This is a genomic window from Chitinophaga sp. G7 BAM 1005 (genome assembly GCF_057126945.1).
The window spans coordinates 7,520,808-7,539,103 of sequence record NZ_CP181478.1 but is presented as its reverse complement, the minus strand read 5'-3'; the positions used below and the strand labels follow the sequence as shown (position 1 = coordinate 7,539,103).

Sequence of the window (18,296 nt, the reverse complement as noted above, 5' to 3'; positions counted from 1 at the left end):
ACGGGGTGTAACAATCCATTACCGGCATCCGTTTTTATTTTTAAATGTTTAATTTAGTCGCTGATTAATTAAAACTGATTATAATATAACCTATGCGCATATTAGTTACCGCAATGCTCAGCGCCATTGTTTTACTGGGCACATCCTGCGGCAAGGATAAAGACGATAGCCGCCAACGCAGATTTATTTCATTGAAGCTGGACGACAGCGTTTATCTTTCGGAAAACCCCAAAGGCACTATCACGCTGCCAAATCTTACGGACGAAAACCCGGATAATGATTATCCCACTATGGAAATCACCGGCCAGAGCCGTAACGGAGATGTGATCACCTTTAACTTAGCCACAGCATCCATGCCCTTTAAACCAGGCGTGTATCCCGCTACCCAGAAAGGAAACGGCTTACTGATCGCTTTGAACAGCACTTACTACACCAACCTTACTTCAGCAGGAAGCACTGATTTTAAAATTACTATTACCAGTATAGATAACCTCACAGTAGAAGGAACTTTTTCCGGAACATTGAAAGATGCCTCCGGTGCTGGCGGGTCGCGCGTTACTAAAGACGGGGCTTTCAGAGCGCTCATCAGCCAGCAGGGCCAGTAGAGCGGAGGGATCGCCTTCGGCGATTTTAAATTGTCTTGGAGCAGGATTACGCTGATTAACCGTGATTACGCTGATTTTGATTATGCTTTGATTTTAATGATTTTTTTGATTTAATATTTAGGATTTTTATAACTGATTAAGGGAGATAAAAGCGAATATATCCGCTTATATCTCCCTTAATCAGTTATAATCAAAACACTATCAAATCAGCGTAATCACGGTTAATCAGCGTAATCCTGCTCCAAGACAATTTAAAAGCGCCGAAGGCGCTCCCTGCGCTACACAAAAGACAAATGCGGGTACCCCGCCTTCAGCACCGCCTTGTCATCAGCACCCAGCCAGTTAGCTAACAGGGTAGCATACACGCTTTTAAAGTCAACCTGGTATTGCAGGTCCCCATCTTTCAGGTTAAGCAGGTCCGGACCATCGTTGATAAGCCCTTGTTGCTTTAATCCCCCACCTACCAGGAACATATTATTCGCGGTACCATGATCGGTACCTCCACTGGCATTCTGGCTCACCCTTCTTCCAAATTCAGAGAAAGTCATCACTACCACATCCTCAAAGCGATGATTTGCCTTCAGATCATCTGTAAATACCGTTAACGCATCACTTAGCTGACCAAACAGGCGGGCCTGTTGGTCCTGCTGGTTTACATGGGTATCAAAGCTGCCATGCGACACATAATATACTTTGGTATTGATATCCGACATTACCAGGTTGGCAATGGTTCGCAGGTTCCTTCCCAGTTCTGTATTGGGATAGGGGGCGGAAGATTTATATGTTTTAAACTGTTGCTGGATATAGGCTGCGGAAGAAATGGTTTCACCCATCGTTTTATACAGGTAATCCGCATTATTGTGATGTTCGTTACCGCCGGTATGCTGCTTTAAAAGTTCCGCAAAATATTTATCATTACTGGTACCGTAAAGCCTTGCCGGGTCTGTCATTGCAAGCCCTTTATCGCTGTCGCCTTTCAGGGCCAGGCTTAGGGTATCATCTATTTCCAGCGCCTGTGTGGGTTTATCACAACCCTTGCATTGCGCATCGAGGTAACGGCCTATCCAGCCATCAGACCAGTACTCGTTCGACTGGCTCGCAGAGTGCCAGATATCCATAGAGCGGAAGTGCGAGCGATCCGGGTTAGGATAACCTACATTATTCAGGATGCCCAGCGCACCGTTATCATACAGGGCCTTTAATCCTTTCAGCGCCGGGTGTATCCCCAGGTCATCATTCAGGGAAAGGGCCGCTTCTCTTTTTATACCCAGCGCCGGGCGCGCCTTGTAGTAAATGTCGTTACGATAAGGAATAATAGTATTCAATCCATCATTACCACCGGATAACTGGATGATCACCAGCACTTTGTTGCCTGGAGGCGCGAGATGCCCTCTTTCCAGTGCTTTCAGGAACTTTGGCATCATCACCGCTGCAGAAGCCAGTGAACCTACCTGTAAAAAACGACGCCTGTTGAGAATCAGCATAGCATAACTTTTAGCGGTTAGTGGTTAACACAATTGATATTCCGGTGTACTCATCACATCAATCGTTACCGTTTTTATATAGTTTTCCCGGCTGCTGCTATCAGCATATTTTTCCAGCAGCTGGCGGCTTATATTGCCCGGCTGCTGCAATAAAACGCCGGCAATTTCATCTGCCAGTTTCTCTCTCGGTATCTTTTCGAAGCCGGCCACGTAAGGATCCCAGTTCACATTTGCATTTACTTTTTTTGCGAATTGCCGCTTCAGAAAATCATTGATCTGCAGCGTCATTTTATAGTTAGCTCCTTCGCCCATTTCAGGCGTTAGCTCTTTAGGCTTTACATTAAACGCCTGGGAATATAATATCACCTGTGGCACGCGCAACCGGAACATCAGGCTGGAGCTGTCGATCCAGTTCCGCCCGCCGGGCCAGCCGGCTACATTGGGCGGATAAAAAAGCAACTGACCCAATACCCGCTGAAACAACAACATCACTTCTTCCTTTTCAAAAGTCATAGGAATAGTTCTGCGGATACCCGCAAGCAACTCCACGGGCGATTTTATCCGGTTGCCGATGATATCCGGACTGTAAAACCAGTCGGCCATAAATATTTCCCGCATCAGTGATTTGATGTTGTAACCCGATTGGTAAAACTTTTCCGACAACGCGGTAATACGCGTTTCATCAGGGGTTTCAGACACAAAGTACTGGTATATTTTTGCGGTAATGAACCTGGCGGTGTGCCGTTGCTCCAAAAGTATTTTCAGTACATCATCTCCATTAAAACTCCCCTGTTTGCCGAGGAAATTTTTCACACCATCGTCATGTTGTTTTTGCCGGAAAACAAAAGTGCCCGTTTCATCAAAACCCCATCCGGTAAAGGCTCTTGCCGCTTCCTTCACATCATGTTCGGAATAGTTGCCTCTTCCCATCGTGAAAAGCTCCATCACTTCGCGGGCAAAATTTTCATTGGGATGTTGTTTACGGTTCTGCTGATTATTAAGGAATTGCAGCATAGCCGGGCTTTTAGATACTGCACTGAGCAGATCTCCGAAATTGCCGAGTGCATTTTCACGCACTACCGATAGCAGCTGCTGATTAAATAACACGTTTTGCGTACGGCAGGCAAAATGACCATGCCAGAAAAGACTCATTTTTTCGCGGAGGGGATGCTCACTCTGTACCATCGCATTTACCCACGATACATTCAGGTCTTTAATGCCCTGGTCATTCATCTGCCGCACACTTTTCTTTTCCTCCGGTGTCATTGTTTTCTGCTTCCGGTAATCCGGAAGATCATCTGCTGCTACTACATCTACAGAAGTAACTGACGCTCTTGCAGGGCCGATAAGTATCTTATTCACAATTTTCTCCCGCTTTTTGCTTTCCCAGTGAGAGATCACCGGGAGGGTTTCTCCAAAGCCAGCGCGCCAGGCGAGATGTTGCATCTGAATTTTACGGGCAACTTCAGCCATAAGCATTGATTTATAGTGAGACTGTCAAATGCAGAACGGGTTTAACCAACCACCGGCATATCACAGAAATAATCACCGGGAACGGTTGTTAACGGAACTTCCACACCTGGTAACTGCTTCCTTTTTCAAAAACACTTTCTTCCAGTGGCAGGGTGAGAAAGGCATCCGCCTTAAGCAAACTGGCCAGATCGCCGGAGCCCTGGTAAGGCTGCGGTATGGCCACCAGTATACCATTAGGTTGTGATTGCAGTTTTACCGGCAAATAATATTCCAACGCCGCATCAAAAATAACTTTCTCCGATAGCTGTGCATAGCAAGGCTCCGGCAAAGCTGCGCCCATAGCGGATTGTATCCAGGCCTGTATGTACCTGTAAAAACACATAAAGCCCGATACCGGGTTGCCGGGTAAGGCAAACACAATAGGGCCATCTTTGAAAGTGCCGAACAGGAAAGGCTTTCCGGGCCGCTGCTGTACTTTATGGAATACCTGCTGCATGCCCAGCTGCTGCAGTACAGCAGGCAGGTAATCGAACATGCCGGCACTTACCGCGCCGGAGCTGATCCATATATCGGTTTCGGCCAGTAATGGCAGGAGCTGGTCTTTCATGGCTGCTTCATCGTCCGGCAGGTGCACATAACGGGCAGGAATACCCAGGTCCCGCAGTGATGCCAACAGGCTGTATACGTTGGAGATACGCACCTGGTGGGGTTCCGGTGTTTCATGTACCGCTACCAGTTCATCGCCGGTAGCAATCACCACCACGCGGGGTAATTTGCTTACCTCCACCGTGGTTTGGCCCACGGTGGCCAGCACACCGGCTTCAGCCGCACCTATGCGGGTACCGGGCTTTATCAATACGGACCCCGTATCCACATCCGAGCCTTTTCTATGAATATTTTGGCCCTTCTTTACAGCGCCATGAACAGTAAAGCGGCGAAACCCTTCATGTTCCGAAGGAGTGAGGTGCTCATATTGAATAACTGTGTCCGTCATGTCCGGCAAAATGGCGCCGGTCATTACTTCAATACAGTTGGCAGTATTGGAAAGCTGCAGCTGTGGCGTACCCGCAGCCTGTACGTCTTCCACGCCAAAAATATGCTGGCCCCGGGCAAAGCTGTCGTAATTAACAGCGATACCGTCCATTGTTACACGGTCAAATGGCGGAAAGGGCCTGTCGGCCAGTATGGGCTCCCGCAAAATACGGCCGGCAGCGGATTCAAATGGTACCGTTTCAGTACCCAGATCCCGCACAGTTTGCATCACAGCCTTAAATGCAGCAGCAACAGTCAACATCATTTTGAATTACTTTTGTATAAAGTGAACTTGTTTAAATTTATGCTTTTATGTCCAATGAATCAAGTAATGCTTTTTCACATCTGAACGAAAGCGGCCAGCCCGCAATGGTGGATATCAGTGGCAAACTGGATACTTATCGTATAGCCGTTGCCGAGAGCCGTGTTTACCTCCCGCAGGTGGTACGCGACCAGTTCCACGGACAGGATATCCAAACCCGCAAAGGTGGCGTATTTCAAACCGCTGTCGTCGCCGGTATTATGGCCGCGAAAAAAACACCGGAACTCATCCCGCTTTGTCATACCTTACTGCTGGACGGTTGCGATGTACAAATTCACCTGGAAGGAGAAGAAGCCATCATCCGTTGCACAGTGAAAACCAACGGTAAAACAGGCGTGGAAATGGAAGCCCTCACCGGCGCCAGCGTAGCGGCACTTACCATTTATGATATGTGTAAAGCGCTCACCCAGGATATGATTATCCGGGAAACAAAACTCATCAGCAAAACAGGTGGCAAACATGACTATAACCGGTAATAAGGCGCCACTAAAAGGACTGGTGCTCTGCGGCGGCTTCAGCACCCGCATGCAGGAAGATAAAAGCATTATCAGCTATCACGGTATGCCCCAATGGCAATACCTCGTTACTTTACTGCAATCGCTGCTGCCGGAAGTATATATTTCCTGCCGCGAAGATCAGCAGGAACGTTTTGCCGGCTACCCCAGGCTGGTACCCGATTCGGTGCCTTTTGGCGGGCCATCTGCCGGGCTGCTGAGCGCACACGCGCTGCAACCGGAAACGGCCTGGCTGGTACTCGCCTGTGACCTGCCCCTGCTCAGCAAACAAAGCCTGGAGCTGCTGATTGCTCAACGTGACGCCACCAAAACGGCCACCACTTTTGTAAGTCCCGTGAATGATTTGCCGGAACCGCTCATCGCCATCTGGGAACCAACCGGCTTACAGGCACTACTGGAAAATGTGACCGCAGGGAAGAACTGTCCACGGAAAACCATGCTGAACAACGACATTGCCCTTTTCAAAAATCCATATGCAGCAGAACAATTTAATGCCAACACGCCCGAAGAAAAGGCAGAAGCATTGAAAGACCTGGAGAAATAAGTACCGGGGTTAAAACTTAATCATTGCAGGATCACACAATTTCACCATCTGCAAAAAATTCCTTTTTCCAGATAGGCACTGTTTCTTTGAGCGTATCTATCGCAAATTCACAGGCATCAAAGGCCACACCCCTGTGAGCAGAGGCCACTGCTATCACCACGGCAAGATCGCCGGGATACTTATCCCCAACGGCATGTAGCATTGCCAGGCGCTGTACATCCCATTTTGCCGCTACCTGCGCCGCTATTTTCTGCATTTCAGAAATAGCCATCGCCTCATAACATTCGTAAAATAATTTTAATACCGGCCGCTGTTTGGTGTGATTACGCACGGTACCGGCAAAAATCACCTCCCCGCCACATTCCGGCGCCTGGATGAAAGCCAGCGCTTCTTCCACGGTAATGGTATCTTTAATATCTATTAATATTTCCATCTCTTAAATACTAAAACTAAAAACTATACTCAACCTCCACTCACAGGCGGAATCACTGCAATTTCGTCCTCACCGCTTATCTCCTGTGTATCAGCCGCATAGGTCCGGTTTACCGCTATCATTACGGACCGGAGCTGCTGCAACGACGGATATACCTCGTACAGCCAGGCTTTCAGGGTGGCCACATCTGTAATATGTTCCGGCTTGTCCAGTACCGGCACACCAGCAATATCTTTCGCTGCTCCGAACAATAATATGCCCATACGTTGTAAATTGTTGGTTAAAACTACAATATAGCCCCGATAAAGTAGTAATTTTAATACGGCAGAAAATCAATTTTATGAAAATACGGTTAAGAGGCAACAGTATAAGATATCGGCTGGACAAAGCAGATATAGAACTCCTGGAAACAACCGGGAAAGTGGAATCAATTACGCATATAGGCGCCGGTACCCTCCATTTCTGCCTCCGGGGAAAAGATATTTCCGATCCCATCATAAAGATGGAACACGATGGCGTACACCTGCTGCTCCCCCTTCCCCGTCTTGCCTCCTGGTACGCACCCGACCAGGTAGGTTTTGAACTGATCCTGCCCAACGCCGATGGTTCTGAAGTGACTATCCTGGTGGAAAAAGATTTTAAATGTCTTACAGACAGAAATGAAGACGAAAGCCAGGCATTCGATAATCCGATGGCGGGAAAAAACTGCTGATAAAATGCTCACTGATGCACATCATCGTATCATAGACTACGTACGCTTGTCGGTAACAGACCGGTGCAATCTTCGCTGCACCTACTGCATGCCGGAAAATATGCATTTTGTGCAGCGCAAAGCATTACTTACCGACGACGAAATTTTACGGCTGCTGCAAATACTCGCAGCAGCGGGCATTTCCAAAATAAGGATCACCGGTGGCGAACCCTTCCTCCGGCCGGGCCTGATGACCCTCCTGGAAAAAATAAAAGCCATTCCCGGTATCCGTGAAATAGCGATTACTACCAACGGCGTACTAACACAGGCATATGTCCCTGCACTGCAACAACTGGGCATCACGCATATTAACCTGAGCCTGGATACCCTGCAGGCCGGCCGCTTCCTGCAAATCACCCGGCGCAACCGGTTCACCGCTGTTATGGATACCCTGCAAAGCCTGCTGCAACACAACATGCAGGTGAAGATCAATGCAGTAGTAATGGAAAATGTGAATACCGACGAGCTCAATGCGTTCACCGCACTCACACGCGATAACGCACTGTCCGTAAGGTTTATAGAAGAAATGCCCTTTAACGGGCAGGGACATACGTTTTCGGGTATCGTATGGAACTATCATAAAATCCTGTCCACCATCGGAGAAAACTATACGCTGCAAAAAATAGCGGATGCGCCTCATTCCACCTCTCTCAACTATCACATCCCCGGCCACAAAGGCAATATAGGCGTAATTCCCGCTTATAGCCGTACTTTTTGCGGCACCTGTAACCGCCTTCGTATATCCGCTACCGGTAGTATGAAAACATGTTTGTATGGTAATGATGTTTTAAATGTAAAAGAGATGATGAGAGATGAGTTGCAGCAACATCTGCTGCTACCAGCCATACAATCAGCCATTCACGCGCGTTTTGCCAACGGCTTCGAAGCAGAACAGCATCATACTGAAAAAAATATGGAAAGTATGTCGGTGATAGGCGGTTAACAACTCACTTCAGCAACATCTGTACACCCGCATACAAAATCAACAAGGCCGTAGCGCCCGCCACCCACCTGGGATTCAGTACCCTCGCACTCAGCCGCGCACCAATTTGCCCGCCGGCAATAACCGCCAGCAGCAAAGGTCCTGCAAACTTCACATCAAACACAATGGCATGCTTGGCCGCCTGACCGCATAAACCTGCAATAGAATTTACCAGGATAAAAAAACTACTCAACCCGGCAATGTTCTTGGCGGTATCATATTTGCCCAAACGCAGCACCGGCGAAAGATAGATGCCGCCGCCAATTCCCGTCATACCGGAAAGCAACCCAATGCCGCCGCCAATAATCCCATATACCACACCATTCCCTTTATTGGCAGGGATAATAGGCTCTTCCTTCTCAAAAAACAAACGGTAACACATCAGCACCGCCGCCAGCGTAAGCGCCAATCCCAGCAACAGGAAAAAAGTAGCCTGCTTCATGGGTAAATAACTGCCCGCAAAAGCCAGTGGCACGCTCACCAGCGACAACTGCCACGCCTTTTTCAACGGCAGATGGCCGCTCTTGTAAAAATGATAAACGCCGCCGGTTACCACTGCTACGTTACACAACAAAGCAGTGGATTTCATCAGCTGAAAATCTACTGCCCAAAAGGGCAACGATAAAATAGCCAGGTAGCTGGAGCCGCCGCCAAAACCCGCAGCAGAGTAGGCCAGCGCCACAATAAAAAAGAGGATACAAAGTTCAGGGATCACGGTTAGTAAGTTTGCATCTGGTTGTCAATAGCACTGGCCCAGGCATGAATACCGCCTTCCACATTGTATACCCTGTTAAAGCCCAGTTCCGTTAAACGCTGCGCCACAGCGCGGCTTCGCATCCCATGATGACAAAGCACCGCTACCGGCACATCATCCGGAATAGCGGATACCTGCTGTAATACACGCCCCATCGGGATGTGCACAGATTGCGGAATATGGCAGATGTCCCATTCATCATCTTCCCGCACATCCAGCAGCATAAAACGGGTATCACGCTGCAACCAGTCGTTTAATTGCTGTACGGATAAAGATTGCACCCCTTCCAGTTCGCAAACCGTTTGCTGATAGTTTGTTTGCAAAGAAGTGATTTGCCGGTTAGCCGCTACCGGGGTGATATTAAAGGTAAGATGGGTATTGTTCAGGGTATCGATGGTCATCAGCTGGTTGCGCAAGGGTGTGCCGATACCGGTAATTACTTTCACCGTTTCATTGGCCATATAACAGCCGATAATACCCGGTAAAACACCCAGCACGCCAATATCGTTGCAGTTCAGCATTTCACCGCTTTCCGGCGCCTCCGGGAAAATACAGCGGTAGGTAGCGCCTTCCTGGTAATTAAATACGCTCAGTTGCCCCTCGTATTTATAGATAGCGCCGTATACCAGTGGTTTGCCGGTAATTACACAGGCATCATTCACCAGGTAGCGGGTACCGAAATTATCCGAGCCATCCACAATTATATCGTATTCAGAAAAAAGCGCCAGTGCATTATCTGTCGTGAGCCAGGTATCGTGTATAATGTGGGTTACCTCCGGGTTCAGCTGCTGCAGGCGTTTTGCGGCCTGCTCTACTTTAGATTTTCCCTGGTCGGCAGTGGTATACAGTACCTGTCGTTGCAGGTTGGTGATGGAAACAACATCATGTTCCACGATGCCTATTTTCCCGATCCCCATCGCAGTGAGGTATTGCAACACCGGTACGCCGAGGCCGCCGGCGCCAATTACCAGCACTTTCGCCTGTTGCAGTAATGCCTGTTTTGCGGAGCCAAATCCTTCCAGTCGTGTTTGCCTGTCATATCTGTCCATACTGCTTCATTTAGACCTTAAAATTAATCGTATTCGGGAGAATTTTTACGGGTGTTTTTTCGGGGAGAAGGATTCCGTACAGCAGCTGCGGTGTAGCGGGTTGTATCAGCGTTTCAGATCCAGGTACATAGTTACCAGGTCTACATAATTGCCGTTTTTCTGCATAATACCATTGGGCAGGCGGCCACATTCCATAAAACCGAAATTGCGGTATAACTGCATGGCTTTTTCGTTGGTGGAAAAAACATGCAGGTAAATCATGCGTAATGCAGCGCGTGATTCTGTCCAGCGCAACATAGCGGTGAGCAGGCGCCGGCCGATACCCATATTATTCCATTGCTTTTCCACGGCAATACCTATTTCAGCGGTATGCGCCTTTTTATGCAAACCGGTATGGTTTACGTTGATAGAGCCAATGATCTGGTCCCTTACAACAGCTACCAGCAGGAGCTGATTGGGATTATCGGTATAGGACTGGATATAATCCTCTTCAGATGCAATATCCAGCTCCATTGATTCGCTGCGGGTAAAGAGCAGGTAATCCGTTTCCCGGGTCAGGCGCTGAAAGCTGGCCAGCAAGGCTGCTGCATCATTGTGTTCGGGAGGGCGAATGATGAGTTCGTCGCCCGTGGGCAGGAAATGTTTCATAATAGAATACCGGGTGGAAATTACGAATTCCAAACGACGAATGACGGATTTCAGGCAGCTGTCAGCGGATATTATTCCGTTTACAATCTCCCTGCGAATCCGTCATCCGTTAAAGATTATCCGTAATAGTGCTTATATCTTGTGGCTGCCGAAATAGCTCTGCAGCACGGTTGGTATCTGTATACCTTCCACGGTCTGGTTGTTTTCCAGGAGGCAGGCCAGGATACGCGGCAATGCCAGGGAGCTTCCGTTCAGGGAGTGCAGCAGCTGCGGCTTACCGTTGTTTTCCTTGAACCGTATTTTCATGCGGTTGGTTTGGTAAGCTTCAAAGTTGCTCACAGAGCTTACTTCCAGCCATTTCTGCTGGGCAGCGCTGTACACTTCAAAATCGTAAGTGATAGCGGAGGTAAAGCCCATATCCCCGGCGCATAAACGAAGAATGCGGTAAGGCAGCTCCAGCTGGTTCAGCAATGCTTCTACGTGTGCTACCATTTCATCCAGCGCTTCATAAGATTTATCGGGATGTACCAACTGTACGATCTCTACTTTATCAAACTGGTGAACACGGTTCAAACCACGTACATCTTTACCGTAAGAACCGGCTTCGCGGCGGAAGCAAGGCGTATACGCGGTCATTTTCACCGGCAGGTCTGTATCTTTTATGATCTCGTCGCGGTAAATATTGGTCACCGGTACTTCTGCAGTAGGGATGAGATAGTAGTTATCCGCGGTGGCATGATACATCTGGCCTTCTTTATCCGGCAGCTGGCCGGTACCGTAGGCAGATGCTTCATTTACCAGGTAAGGCGGCGCATATTCAGTGTAGCCGTTGGTGGTATTGTAATCCAGGAAATACTGGATCAGGGCGCGTTGTAAGCGGGCGCCCCTGTTTTTGAAAACAGGAAAGCCGCTGCCGGTAATTTTGTTACCCAGCTCAAAGTCGATCAGGTCGTACTGTTTGGCAAGATCCCAGTGTGGAACGGCGCCGGCATACAGGTCAGGAATTTTACCACCCTTGCGGATTTCCACGTTTTCTTCCGGTGTTTTGCCGGCAGGAACCATTGCAGCGGGCAGGTTCGGGAGTTTTACCAGGGCATCCTGCAGTGCCTTTTCGGTAGCATTCAGTTCTTCATTTACGGGGCCGAGGCGGTCTTTCAAAGCCGCTACGGCAGCACGTTGCGCTTCCCCTTCTTCCTTTTTCCCCTGGGCCATCAGTTTACCGATTTCTTTGGATAAACTATTAACCTGGGCCTGTGTTTCATCGTATTCGAGGGTTAACTTCTTACGCTTGTCGTCCAGTGCCAGCACTTCTTCCACTACTTCCAGCTCCTTGAAGTTCTTAAATGCCAGGCGCTCCAATACCAACTCTTTATTTTGACGTATAAACGGTACTTGTAACATGTTGTATGATCAAATTTTAGCAAATATATTAAAATAGCTTAACTCAGGTACTTCCCTACAATCGGTACTCTGCGGCCTACACCAAAGGCTTTGGAGGATACCCGTATAATAGGGCAGAATTGATTTCTCTTGTATTCATTGGTATTTACCATCTTTAAGGCCCGCGAAACCAACGCGGCATCAAAGCCCTGAGCAACTATTTCGCGCGGTCCCTGACGGCGCTCTATATACTGATAAAGTATCCTGTCAAGAATGGCATAATCCGGCAAACTGTCGCTGTCCTTCTGGTCCGGCCGCAGCTCTGCAGAAGGCGCTTTATCAATAATATTCGCCGGTATAATTTCTTTCTCCCGGTTGATATATCTTGCCAGTGAATATACCTGCATCTTATACACATCTCCCAAAACACTCAATCCGCCTGCCATATCTCCATATAAAGTACCGTAGCCGGTAGACAGTTCACTCTTGTTAGACGTATTCAGCAGGATATAACCAAACTTGTTGGATAAGCCCATCAGCAGGTTACCCCGTATGCGGGACTGCGTATTTTCTTCCGCCACATTAAATGGTAATCCTTTGAAATAAGGCTCCAGCGTGGCTAAGAACGTTTCGTAAATGTCGTTGATGCGGATAATATCATGCGGGTTACCCAGGTTTTTGGACAGCGCCACAGCATCATCTACAGAGTGACTGGTAGAGTAGGGAGAAGGCATCAGGATAGCCCGTACATTTTCTTTACCCAACGCATCGCAGGCAATAGCCAGTGTAACGGCGCTGTCGATTCCGCCTGAAGATCCCAGGATGGCTTTTGTAAAGCCCATCTTGCCAAAATAATCCCGGATACCCAACACCAGGGCATCATAGATGCGATCAATATTATGGTCAAACACCAGCTCGGTGAGCGGCGTAAAATCAGCAGGTTTCACCGGGGGCAAGTGGCTGCCAATCAGCTTTTCCAGCTCTATACCATCTATCGCCTCTTCAAAGTAAGGAAGCTCCTTTGCAATGTTACCCTGCGCATCATAAATGAGGGAACCGCCGTCAAACACAATTTCCGTCTGGGAACCCACGGCATTGCAGTAATACATCGGGATCTTGTATTTCAATACATTGGCGAGAATGATTTCTTTCCGGTCTTCATCATGATCATAATCAAATGGAGATGCAGAGAGATTAATCATCACATCCGGTTCCTGTGCAATCAGCTGATCCATCGGGCAGATGCGGTACAGTGGATTATCTCCCAGGTTCCAGATATCTTCACAGATGGTCACTGCCAGCTTCTTTCCTTTAAACGGAATGATATTCCATTCGTAAGCCGGCTCAAAGTAACGGTACTCATCAAACACATCGTAGGTAGGCAGCAGGGTTTTATGTACTACCTGCTTTACTTCGCCTTCATATAAAAACCAGGCGGCATTAAACAGGTCTTTCCCTTCCCTTTGCGGATTACGGGCAGGGCCGCCCACCAGTACCGCGATATCTTTGGTATGCGTTTTTATAACATCTATCGCGTGATAGCATTGTCTAATAAAATCTTCAAATTCGAGGAAGTCGCGTGGAGGATAACCACATACGCATAATTCAGGAAACACCACCAGGTCTGCGCCCTGGGCCTTTGCCGCATTAATTCCATCAATGATCTTTGCTATATTCTTTTCAAAATTGCCAATATGATAATTCTGCTGTGCCAGTATAATATTCATGGTAAAAATATTCAATTAAAAAAGCGGGGAACTAAAAGAATACACCCAGCCGGAGTGCAAAGCTATTCATATTTACCCTTCCGTCGTCCCATTTGCCATTACGGGTTACATCCACAAAACCGTTCTGGTAAGTAATACCGGCCATTCCCGTAAGATTGGCGCCCAGCGGGTATTCTATCCCTGCTCCCAATAACATCCCGATGTTGATGCGGTTCATTTCCGGTAAAATATTCACCTTATCATAGGTTTGCCCCATAGACACTACATCTGCGCGGCCGGTGATCGGGAAATCGAGGTAGGTACCAAACTGCCCCCAGAAACCGATACCACCTTCATCCGGCGAGGTTTTCAGTTTCAAGGCCAGCGGTATTTCTATATAGGTAAGCTTCATATTATATTCAGCAGGATTGGCTTTATAATCGCTCAAACCCTTACCAGCATCATATTTCAGCTTACTTCCTGCCAGTAATACCTGGAATCCCGACGAAAATGCGTAAGTGCCTTGTTCATTCAGCTTAAAATCGGCCATCAGACCGAAGTTCAGCCCGGCTTTGGCGCTATTCCTGTTTACCCCCGGTTCCTGTGGCTTCAGGATGGAAACCATCGGGCTCACCGTAAACCCAAGCTTCACTTTATCCCTGAAAGAATTACCGCCATATTGAGCCATTCCTGCTTTCGCTACTGCTATTATCGCCAGTAAAAAGATGATCTTCTTCATAGATGATGCTAATTCTTAATTTTTTATAATACAAGGTAAATAATAATTTTACCTTAGATGAGTTTTAAGAGTGATGCAAAGTTACATTAATAAATATACCCTGCTGATAAGTTGCATGGTGGCCCTGCTGGGCGCCGCAGCCTGTAATTCCGGTAATAAAGCACCGGATGTTAGTCATATAGCCATGAACGTTAGTTTGTCGCGTTTCGATTCCGCCCTGTTCACTATTGATACCAACAATATACAACCCGGACTGGCAAAGCTGCATGAAGCATACCCGGTATTTCTGCCCCTGTACATTACGGATATCCTTAACCTGGGCGCGTATTCCGACAGCAACGCAGCAGTACTGCAACAACTGCACCTGTTTTTAACCACGCCCGATTTCCGGCAGCTGGAAAAAGCAGTATCCGCCAAATACGGCAGTAATTCAACGCTGCAATCAGAACTGGAACAAAGCTTCCGGTATATCAAACATTATATCCCATCTTTCCGTCCGCCGAAAGTGGTCACTTTTATTTCCGGTATCGCCAACTATGGCGCTATCACCGTGGATTCCATCCTGGGGATTGGTTTGGATATGTATATGGGAGAAGACTTTCCGCCCTATGCCCAGATCCCTGATTACCCGGATTATATGGTTCACCGCTTTGCGCCTCAATACATTACCACCAATTGTATGCAGGTAATCCAGCAACAGCTGTATCCCCCTGCACGTAAAAACGGTAACCTGCTGGAACAGATGATGGAAGCCGGCAAGCAACAGTATTTCCTGGACAAGGTATTGCCGGAAACACCGGATACTATCAAGCTGGGATATACGAAAAGCCAGCTGGACTGGTGCCGGGAAAACGAGCGGATGATCTGGCAGTTTTTTGTACAGAATAACCTGGTGTATTCCAGCGACTGGCAGCAGATCAATCATTTTATTGGCGATGGTCCGTCTACACAGGGTATGCCCGAGGGAGCGCCTGGTAAAATTGCCAATTTTGTAGGCTGGCAGATCATAAAAAAGTATATGAGTGAACACAAGGAAGTTACCTTGCAGCAATTATTGGAGTCAAAAGAAGTGACGGAGATCTTCAAAGCCTCGAAGTACAGGCCCTGACAAGAGAATTACAGGCTAAACGAAAACGGGAATTAATTCAGTTTAAAAGGAACGACCATCTGGAACTCAGGAATTTTTACTTCCAGTATTTTCTTGTCCAGCTGGTTTTCCATTTGATAAGTACCGTACATCTTACCGATCTCAGTCCGCAGATTGGATCCCGAGACGTACTGATAAGTTTCACCCGGCGCCAGCAGTGGTTGAACACCCACAACACCTTCTCCTTCTACTTCACGGTGTGTGCCATTGGAATCAATAATGTACCAGTGACGGCGAAGCAGCTTGATCGGGAAAATGTTGTTGTTCTCAATGGTAATACGGTAAGCAAACATGAATTCGCTTCCAATGGGATTTGAATAATCCGGCTGGTAGAATGTTTCCACGCTGATGGTGATGCCCTCTGTTACCTTCTTAACCATAAAATCAACCTTTAACGTAAAAATAAGAAAAATAAAACCGTTGGCTGGAAAATTTCTGACTTTAACGATTCTTTAGACTATTTCGATATCATCCAGTATAGCGGGATCTTCCTCTGAGGCCCTGGCAGCCACCTCTAAAGCACTGTTATAGTAACCTCTCCGCAGGTATTCAGAAAAATATCTCCCTAAAAAGCCAAAAAAGCCCAGATGCTGGTATTGTTTGATATGACAAGCTTCATGCCGCATCCAGGCTATATCCGCTAAAAAGCGCTCCCGGGACGCTCCATGCAAATGGATGGTGCGTCCCAGGACCACGGCTACAGACTGCACCCGCATGAAGCGGGCGGCCATTTTGGCTAACCATGAATTTTCACGTATGCGGCATTTTACTTTTTCCAATCTTTCTTCCCGAATAACGTAAATCTACGGGAAATATTGAAACCCCACCGGAATTGACCCTGTAACCAGGAAGTAGTGGTTTCAGGAATAAACTGATTTTCCTGTATGGCAGTGGAATTGGTAAAAGTAATGCTGAATACGTGACCACCGGTTTCTATTTCCAGTCCGAGGGCCAGCGGGTTGTAAAAAGAGATGCCCTTGACAGATTTGAAATAGTCCTTGCTTTCCTGGGAACGGAACGGATAATAGTATTCTGCCAGGAGTCCCATCCTTTTGCTGAGCTTCAATCTGCCGGCGGCTCCCAGGGCAAACATATTATTCATGTCCATGTATGCCACATGGTTACGGTGTACATAAGTAGGCGACAGGGTAAGCGATAACTTATCGCCAAATTTCCTTGATACAATCGCCTGGGCTACGTACATGAGCCGGTCGGCGCCGTCTTCAAAATAAGCCGCCGACGTTTTATCCGTGGCAGAAGGCATCCCGCTGATTACGGCATTGCCAAATACCGCCAGTGATAATGGTACATGATTGTCGGTTGTTTGCTGTAAAAAGCGGTACTTCACCAGTCCTTCGTACAACTGCTGCAAATCCCCGCTGCCTTTAGTCCGGCTGATACCCACCATCAGGTTGTCGCTCACGCCATATTCAAAAGCAATGCGGATGTCGGTAGAATTATCCGTACCGAAAAATGTTTTGGTACCGCCAAACTCACCACCGGCATCGCCAAAGCGGTGTGTAACACGGAAATCCAGTTCATGCCTGCGCAGCATTTCGGTCGACTGCCCCTGCACAATGCGGGTACTTTTATACGTATCCCTCACTTTGGTATGACCGGTGGCCGTAGAATCAAAAAGTTTGTCGAGGCCCTGTGCATGTGCTGATATAGAGAGCACACAGCATAATAAGATGGTTGATATATACTTCATGGATGGATGTTATTATTTACTGTGAGGTGTATAAACTGCATTAACCGTAACGGCTACCACTTCCGCTACATTCTGTACTACCAGCGAAGGTATTTTTATACCGTGATCGGCTACACGTACATCAAAGGTGGATGCAACGGTAAGCGTTGTACCCTGTGTGGTAATAGTGCCTTTGGCAGTGTAGCTTTTTTCTATCCCGTGAATATTCAGTGTGCCCGTAACCGTTACCGGGTAAGTGCCGTCTTTACTGAATTCCGGTGATTCATTGATCTTCCCTTTGAACTCCGCAAACGGGTATTTATCACTTTCCAGGTAATTTTCGTTAAAATGCTCCTGCATCAGCTTCTTCTTAAACTGGAAGGAGCTGATGGGCACTTTAAAAAAAACTTCCTTCGTTTTTGTATTGAGTGCAGAAGCGCCCTTATCTGTTTTTGCTTCTATATCTTCCAGCGGAGAAGATGAAAAAAAGGATAAACGGGTGTTTTTACAGGAGTAAACATCCTGTGCAGATGCAGTAACGGCCGATATTACGGCAACTGCAAAAAGCAATAAGTATTTCATGTTTATCTTTTTCAGGTTATTGATCCGGAAGCCCTTTTGAGATCCAGCAGGCGATAGAGTCTTTCACGCCCTGGCTGAGTGCAGGGAAAGACATTGATTGCGGCATATCTGCCTGTGGGCCGGTTACACGCAATTCAAAAACACTACGGTTGGTGTTGATATACGCTTTCAGCTTAGCCTCAGTGGAAAAATCTGCCACCGCGGGGGAAAATCCACCCGGATGACAGCCACGGCTGGTACAGTTAGCCTGTATGATTGCAAAAACGGTGGCTGTTGTGATATGGGCTGCGTCACAGTCTACTCCGCCACTTACCGGCGCAGGGGCCTGTTCATTCTTACAGGCAGCCAGCAGCAGGCATGCCATTAAAAGAAGCTTGTTCCTTGTCATAGGTCTTTCAAATTTGATTGCTGATAGATAGTACGGGATAAGGATAAAATTGGTTGCTTTCACAGGCAGATA

General features: G+C 47.6%; 22 protein-coding genes. 6 read left to right on the top strand and 16 right to left on the bottom strand.

The window, feature by feature from the left end:
• Positions 1-92: 92 nt before the first annotated feature.
• Positions 93-605 (top strand): hypothetical protein, encoded by a 513-nt coding sequence (locus ACMXI2_RS30620; RefSeq protein WP_483779634.1) that lies wholly within the window; start codon positions 93-95, stop codon positions 603-605.
• 278 nt (positions 606-883) lie between these two features.
• On the opposite strand, the gene ACMXI2_RS30615 is transcribed toward ACMXI2_RS30620, so the two are convergent.
• From ACMXI2_RS30615 to ACMXI2_RS30605, 3 genes are all read right to left on the bottom strand, one after another.
• The gene (locus tag ACMXI2_RS30615) at positions 884-2,089 is read right to left on the bottom strand and encodes a DUF1501 domain-containing protein (protein WP_483779633.1); all 1,206 of its coding nucleotides are present in this window, start codon (positions 2,087-2,089) and stop codon (positions 884-886) included.
• A gap of 24 nt (positions 2,090-2,113) precedes the next feature.
• Positions 2,114-3,562 (bottom strand): DUF1800 domain-containing protein, encoded by a 1,449-nt coding sequence (locus tag ACMXI2_RS30610; RefSeq protein ID WP_483779632.1) that lies wholly within the window; start codon positions 3,560-3,562, stop codon positions 2,114-2,116.
• Positions 3,563-3,650: 88 nt separating this feature from the next.
• On the bottom strand, positions 3,651-4,859 hold the full coding sequence (locus ACMXI2_RS30605) for a molybdopterin molybdotransferase MoeA (protein WP_483779631.1): 1,209 nt from the start codon (positions 4,857-4,859) through the stop codon (positions 3,651-3,653).
• Between the two features lie 47 nt (positions 4,860-4,906).
• On the opposite strand from ACMXI2_RS30605, the gene moaC reads away from it, so the two are divergent.
• A complete protein-coding gene (gene moaC, locus ACMXI2_RS30600; RefSeq protein WP_483779630.1) occupies positions 4,907-5,392 on the top strand; it encodes a cyclic pyranopterin monophosphate synthase MoaC in 486 nt (161 codons plus the stop codon).
• Entirely contained in the window at positions 5,376-5,975 is a 600-nt protein-coding gene (locus ACMXI2_RS30595; protein ID WP_483779629.1) for an NTP transferase domain-containing protein, read from the top strand. The genes moaC and ACMXI2_RS30595 overlap by 17 nt, the downstream gene beginning before the upstream one ends.
• A gap of 31 nt (positions 5,976-6,006) precedes the next feature.
• On the opposite strand, the gene ACMXI2_RS30590 is transcribed toward ACMXI2_RS30595, so the two are convergent.
• Together ACMXI2_RS30590 and ACMXI2_RS30585 are read right to left on the bottom strand one after the other, a co-directional pair.
• Positions 6,007-6,408, bottom strand: coding sequence for a molybdenum cofactor biosynthesis protein MoaE (locus ACMXI2_RS30590; RefSeq protein WP_483779628.1), 402 nt, complete (start codon positions 6,406-6,408; stop codon positions 6,007-6,009).
• A gap of 29 nt (positions 6,409-6,437) precedes the next feature.
• Positions 6,438-6,671 (bottom strand): MoaD/ThiS family protein, encoded by a 234-nt coding sequence (locus ACMXI2_RS30585; protein ID WP_483779627.1) that lies wholly within the window; start codon positions 6,669-6,671, stop codon positions 6,438-6,440.
• A 77-nt stretch (positions 6,672-6,748) separates the two neighbouring features.
• On the opposite strand from ACMXI2_RS30585, the gene ACMXI2_RS30580 reads away from it, so the two are divergent.
• The gene (locus ACMXI2_RS30580; protein ID WP_483779626.1) at positions 6,749-7,120 is read left to right on the top strand and encodes a DUF7009 family protein; all 372 of its coding nucleotides are present in this window, start codon (positions 6,749-6,751) and stop codon (positions 7,118-7,120) included.
• A gap of 4 nt (positions 7,121-7,124) precedes the next feature.
• Entirely contained in the window at positions 7,125-8,102 is a 978-nt protein-coding gene (moaA, locus tag ACMXI2_RS30575; RefSeq protein ID WP_483779625.1) for a GTP 3',8-cyclase MoaA, read from the top strand.
• A gap of 4 nt (positions 8,103-8,106) precedes the next feature.
• On the opposite strand, the gene ACMXI2_RS30570 is transcribed toward moaA, so the two are convergent.
• From ACMXI2_RS30570 to ACMXI2_RS30545, 6 genes are all read right to left on the bottom strand, one after another.
• Complete coding sequence (locus ACMXI2_RS30570; RefSeq protein WP_483779624.1) at positions 8,107-8,856, bottom strand: sulfite exporter TauE/SafE family protein; 750 nt, start codon at positions 8,854-8,856, stop codon at positions 8,107-8,109.
• A 2-nt stretch (positions 8,857-8,858) separates the two neighbouring features.
• On the bottom strand, positions 8,859-9,944 hold the full coding sequence (locus ACMXI2_RS30565; RefSeq protein ID WP_483779623.1) for a ThiF family adenylyltransferase: 1,086 nt from the start codon (positions 9,942-9,944) through the stop codon (positions 8,859-8,861).
• Between the two features lie 105 nt (positions 9,945-10,049).
• The gene (locus ACMXI2_RS30560) at positions 10,050-10,625 is read right to left on the bottom strand and encodes an N-acetyltransferase family protein (RefSeq protein ID WP_483779622.1); all 576 of its coding nucleotides are present in this window, start codon (positions 10,623-10,625) and stop codon (positions 10,050-10,052) included.
• A gap of 99 nt (positions 10,626-10,724) precedes the next feature.
• Complete coding sequence (gene serS, locus ACMXI2_RS30555; protein WP_111576975.1) at positions 10,725-11,993, bottom strand: serine--tRNA ligase; 1,269 nt, start codon at positions 11,991-11,993, stop codon at positions 10,725-10,727.
• Between the two features lie 38 nt (positions 11,994-12,031).
• The gene (locus tag ACMXI2_RS30550; RefSeq protein ID WP_483779621.1) at positions 12,032-13,699 is read right to left on the bottom strand and encodes an NAD+ synthase; all 1,668 of its coding nucleotides are present in this window, start codon (positions 13,697-13,699) and stop codon (positions 12,032-12,034) included.
• Positions 13,700-13,730: 31 nt separating this feature from the next.
• Positions 13,731-14,417, bottom strand: a complete 687-nt coding sequence (locus ACMXI2_RS30545; protein WP_483779620.1) for a porin family protein — start codon at positions 14,415-14,417, stop codon at positions 13,731-13,733.
• A 73-nt stretch (positions 14,418-14,490) separates the two neighbouring features.
• Here ACMXI2_RS30545 and gldB point away from each other — a divergent pair, with 73 nt between their 5' ends.
• Positions 14,491-15,525 carry a gliding motility lipoprotein GldB gene (gene gldB, locus ACMXI2_RS30540; protein WP_483779619.1) on the top strand — a complete coding sequence of 345 codons (1,035 nt, stop codon included), beginning with the start codon at positions 14,491-14,493 and terminating at the stop codon, positions 15,523-15,525.
• A gap of 32 nt (positions 15,526-15,557) precedes the next feature.
• Here the strand turns inward: gldB and apaG are convergent, their stop codons facing one another.
• From apaG to ACMXI2_RS30515, 5 genes are all read right to left on the bottom strand, one after another.
• Positions 15,558-15,944 carry a Co2+/Mg2+ efflux protein ApaG gene (gene apaG, locus ACMXI2_RS30535; protein ID WP_079469727.1) on the bottom strand — a complete coding sequence of 129 codons (387 nt, stop codon included), beginning with the start codon at positions 15,942-15,944 and terminating at the stop codon, positions 15,558-15,560.
• Positions 15,945-16,016: 72 nt separating this feature from the next.
• A complete protein-coding gene (locus ACMXI2_RS30530; RefSeq protein ID WP_483779618.1) occupies positions 16,017-16,295 on the bottom strand; it encodes a DUF4157 domain-containing protein in 279 nt (92 codons plus the stop codon).
• Between the two features lie 35 nt (positions 16,296-16,330).
• Positions 16,331-17,275, bottom strand: coding sequence for a DUF5777 family beta-barrel protein (locus ACMXI2_RS30525; protein ID WP_483779617.1), 945 nt, complete (start codon positions 17,273-17,275; stop codon positions 16,331-16,333).
• A 12-nt stretch (positions 17,276-17,287) separates the two neighbouring features.
• Positions 17,288-17,836: a YceI family protein gene (locus ACMXI2_RS30520; protein WP_483779616.1), complete on the bottom strand. Its 549-nt coding sequence runs from the start codon at positions 17,834-17,836 to the stop codon at positions 17,288-17,290.
• 16 nt (positions 17,837-17,852) lie between these two features.
• Positions 17,853-18,224: a hypothetical protein gene (locus ACMXI2_RS30515; protein WP_483779615.1), complete on the bottom strand. Its 372-nt coding sequence runs from the start codon at positions 18,222-18,224 to the stop codon at positions 17,853-17,855.
• Positions 18,225-18,296: the final 72 nt, after the last annotated feature.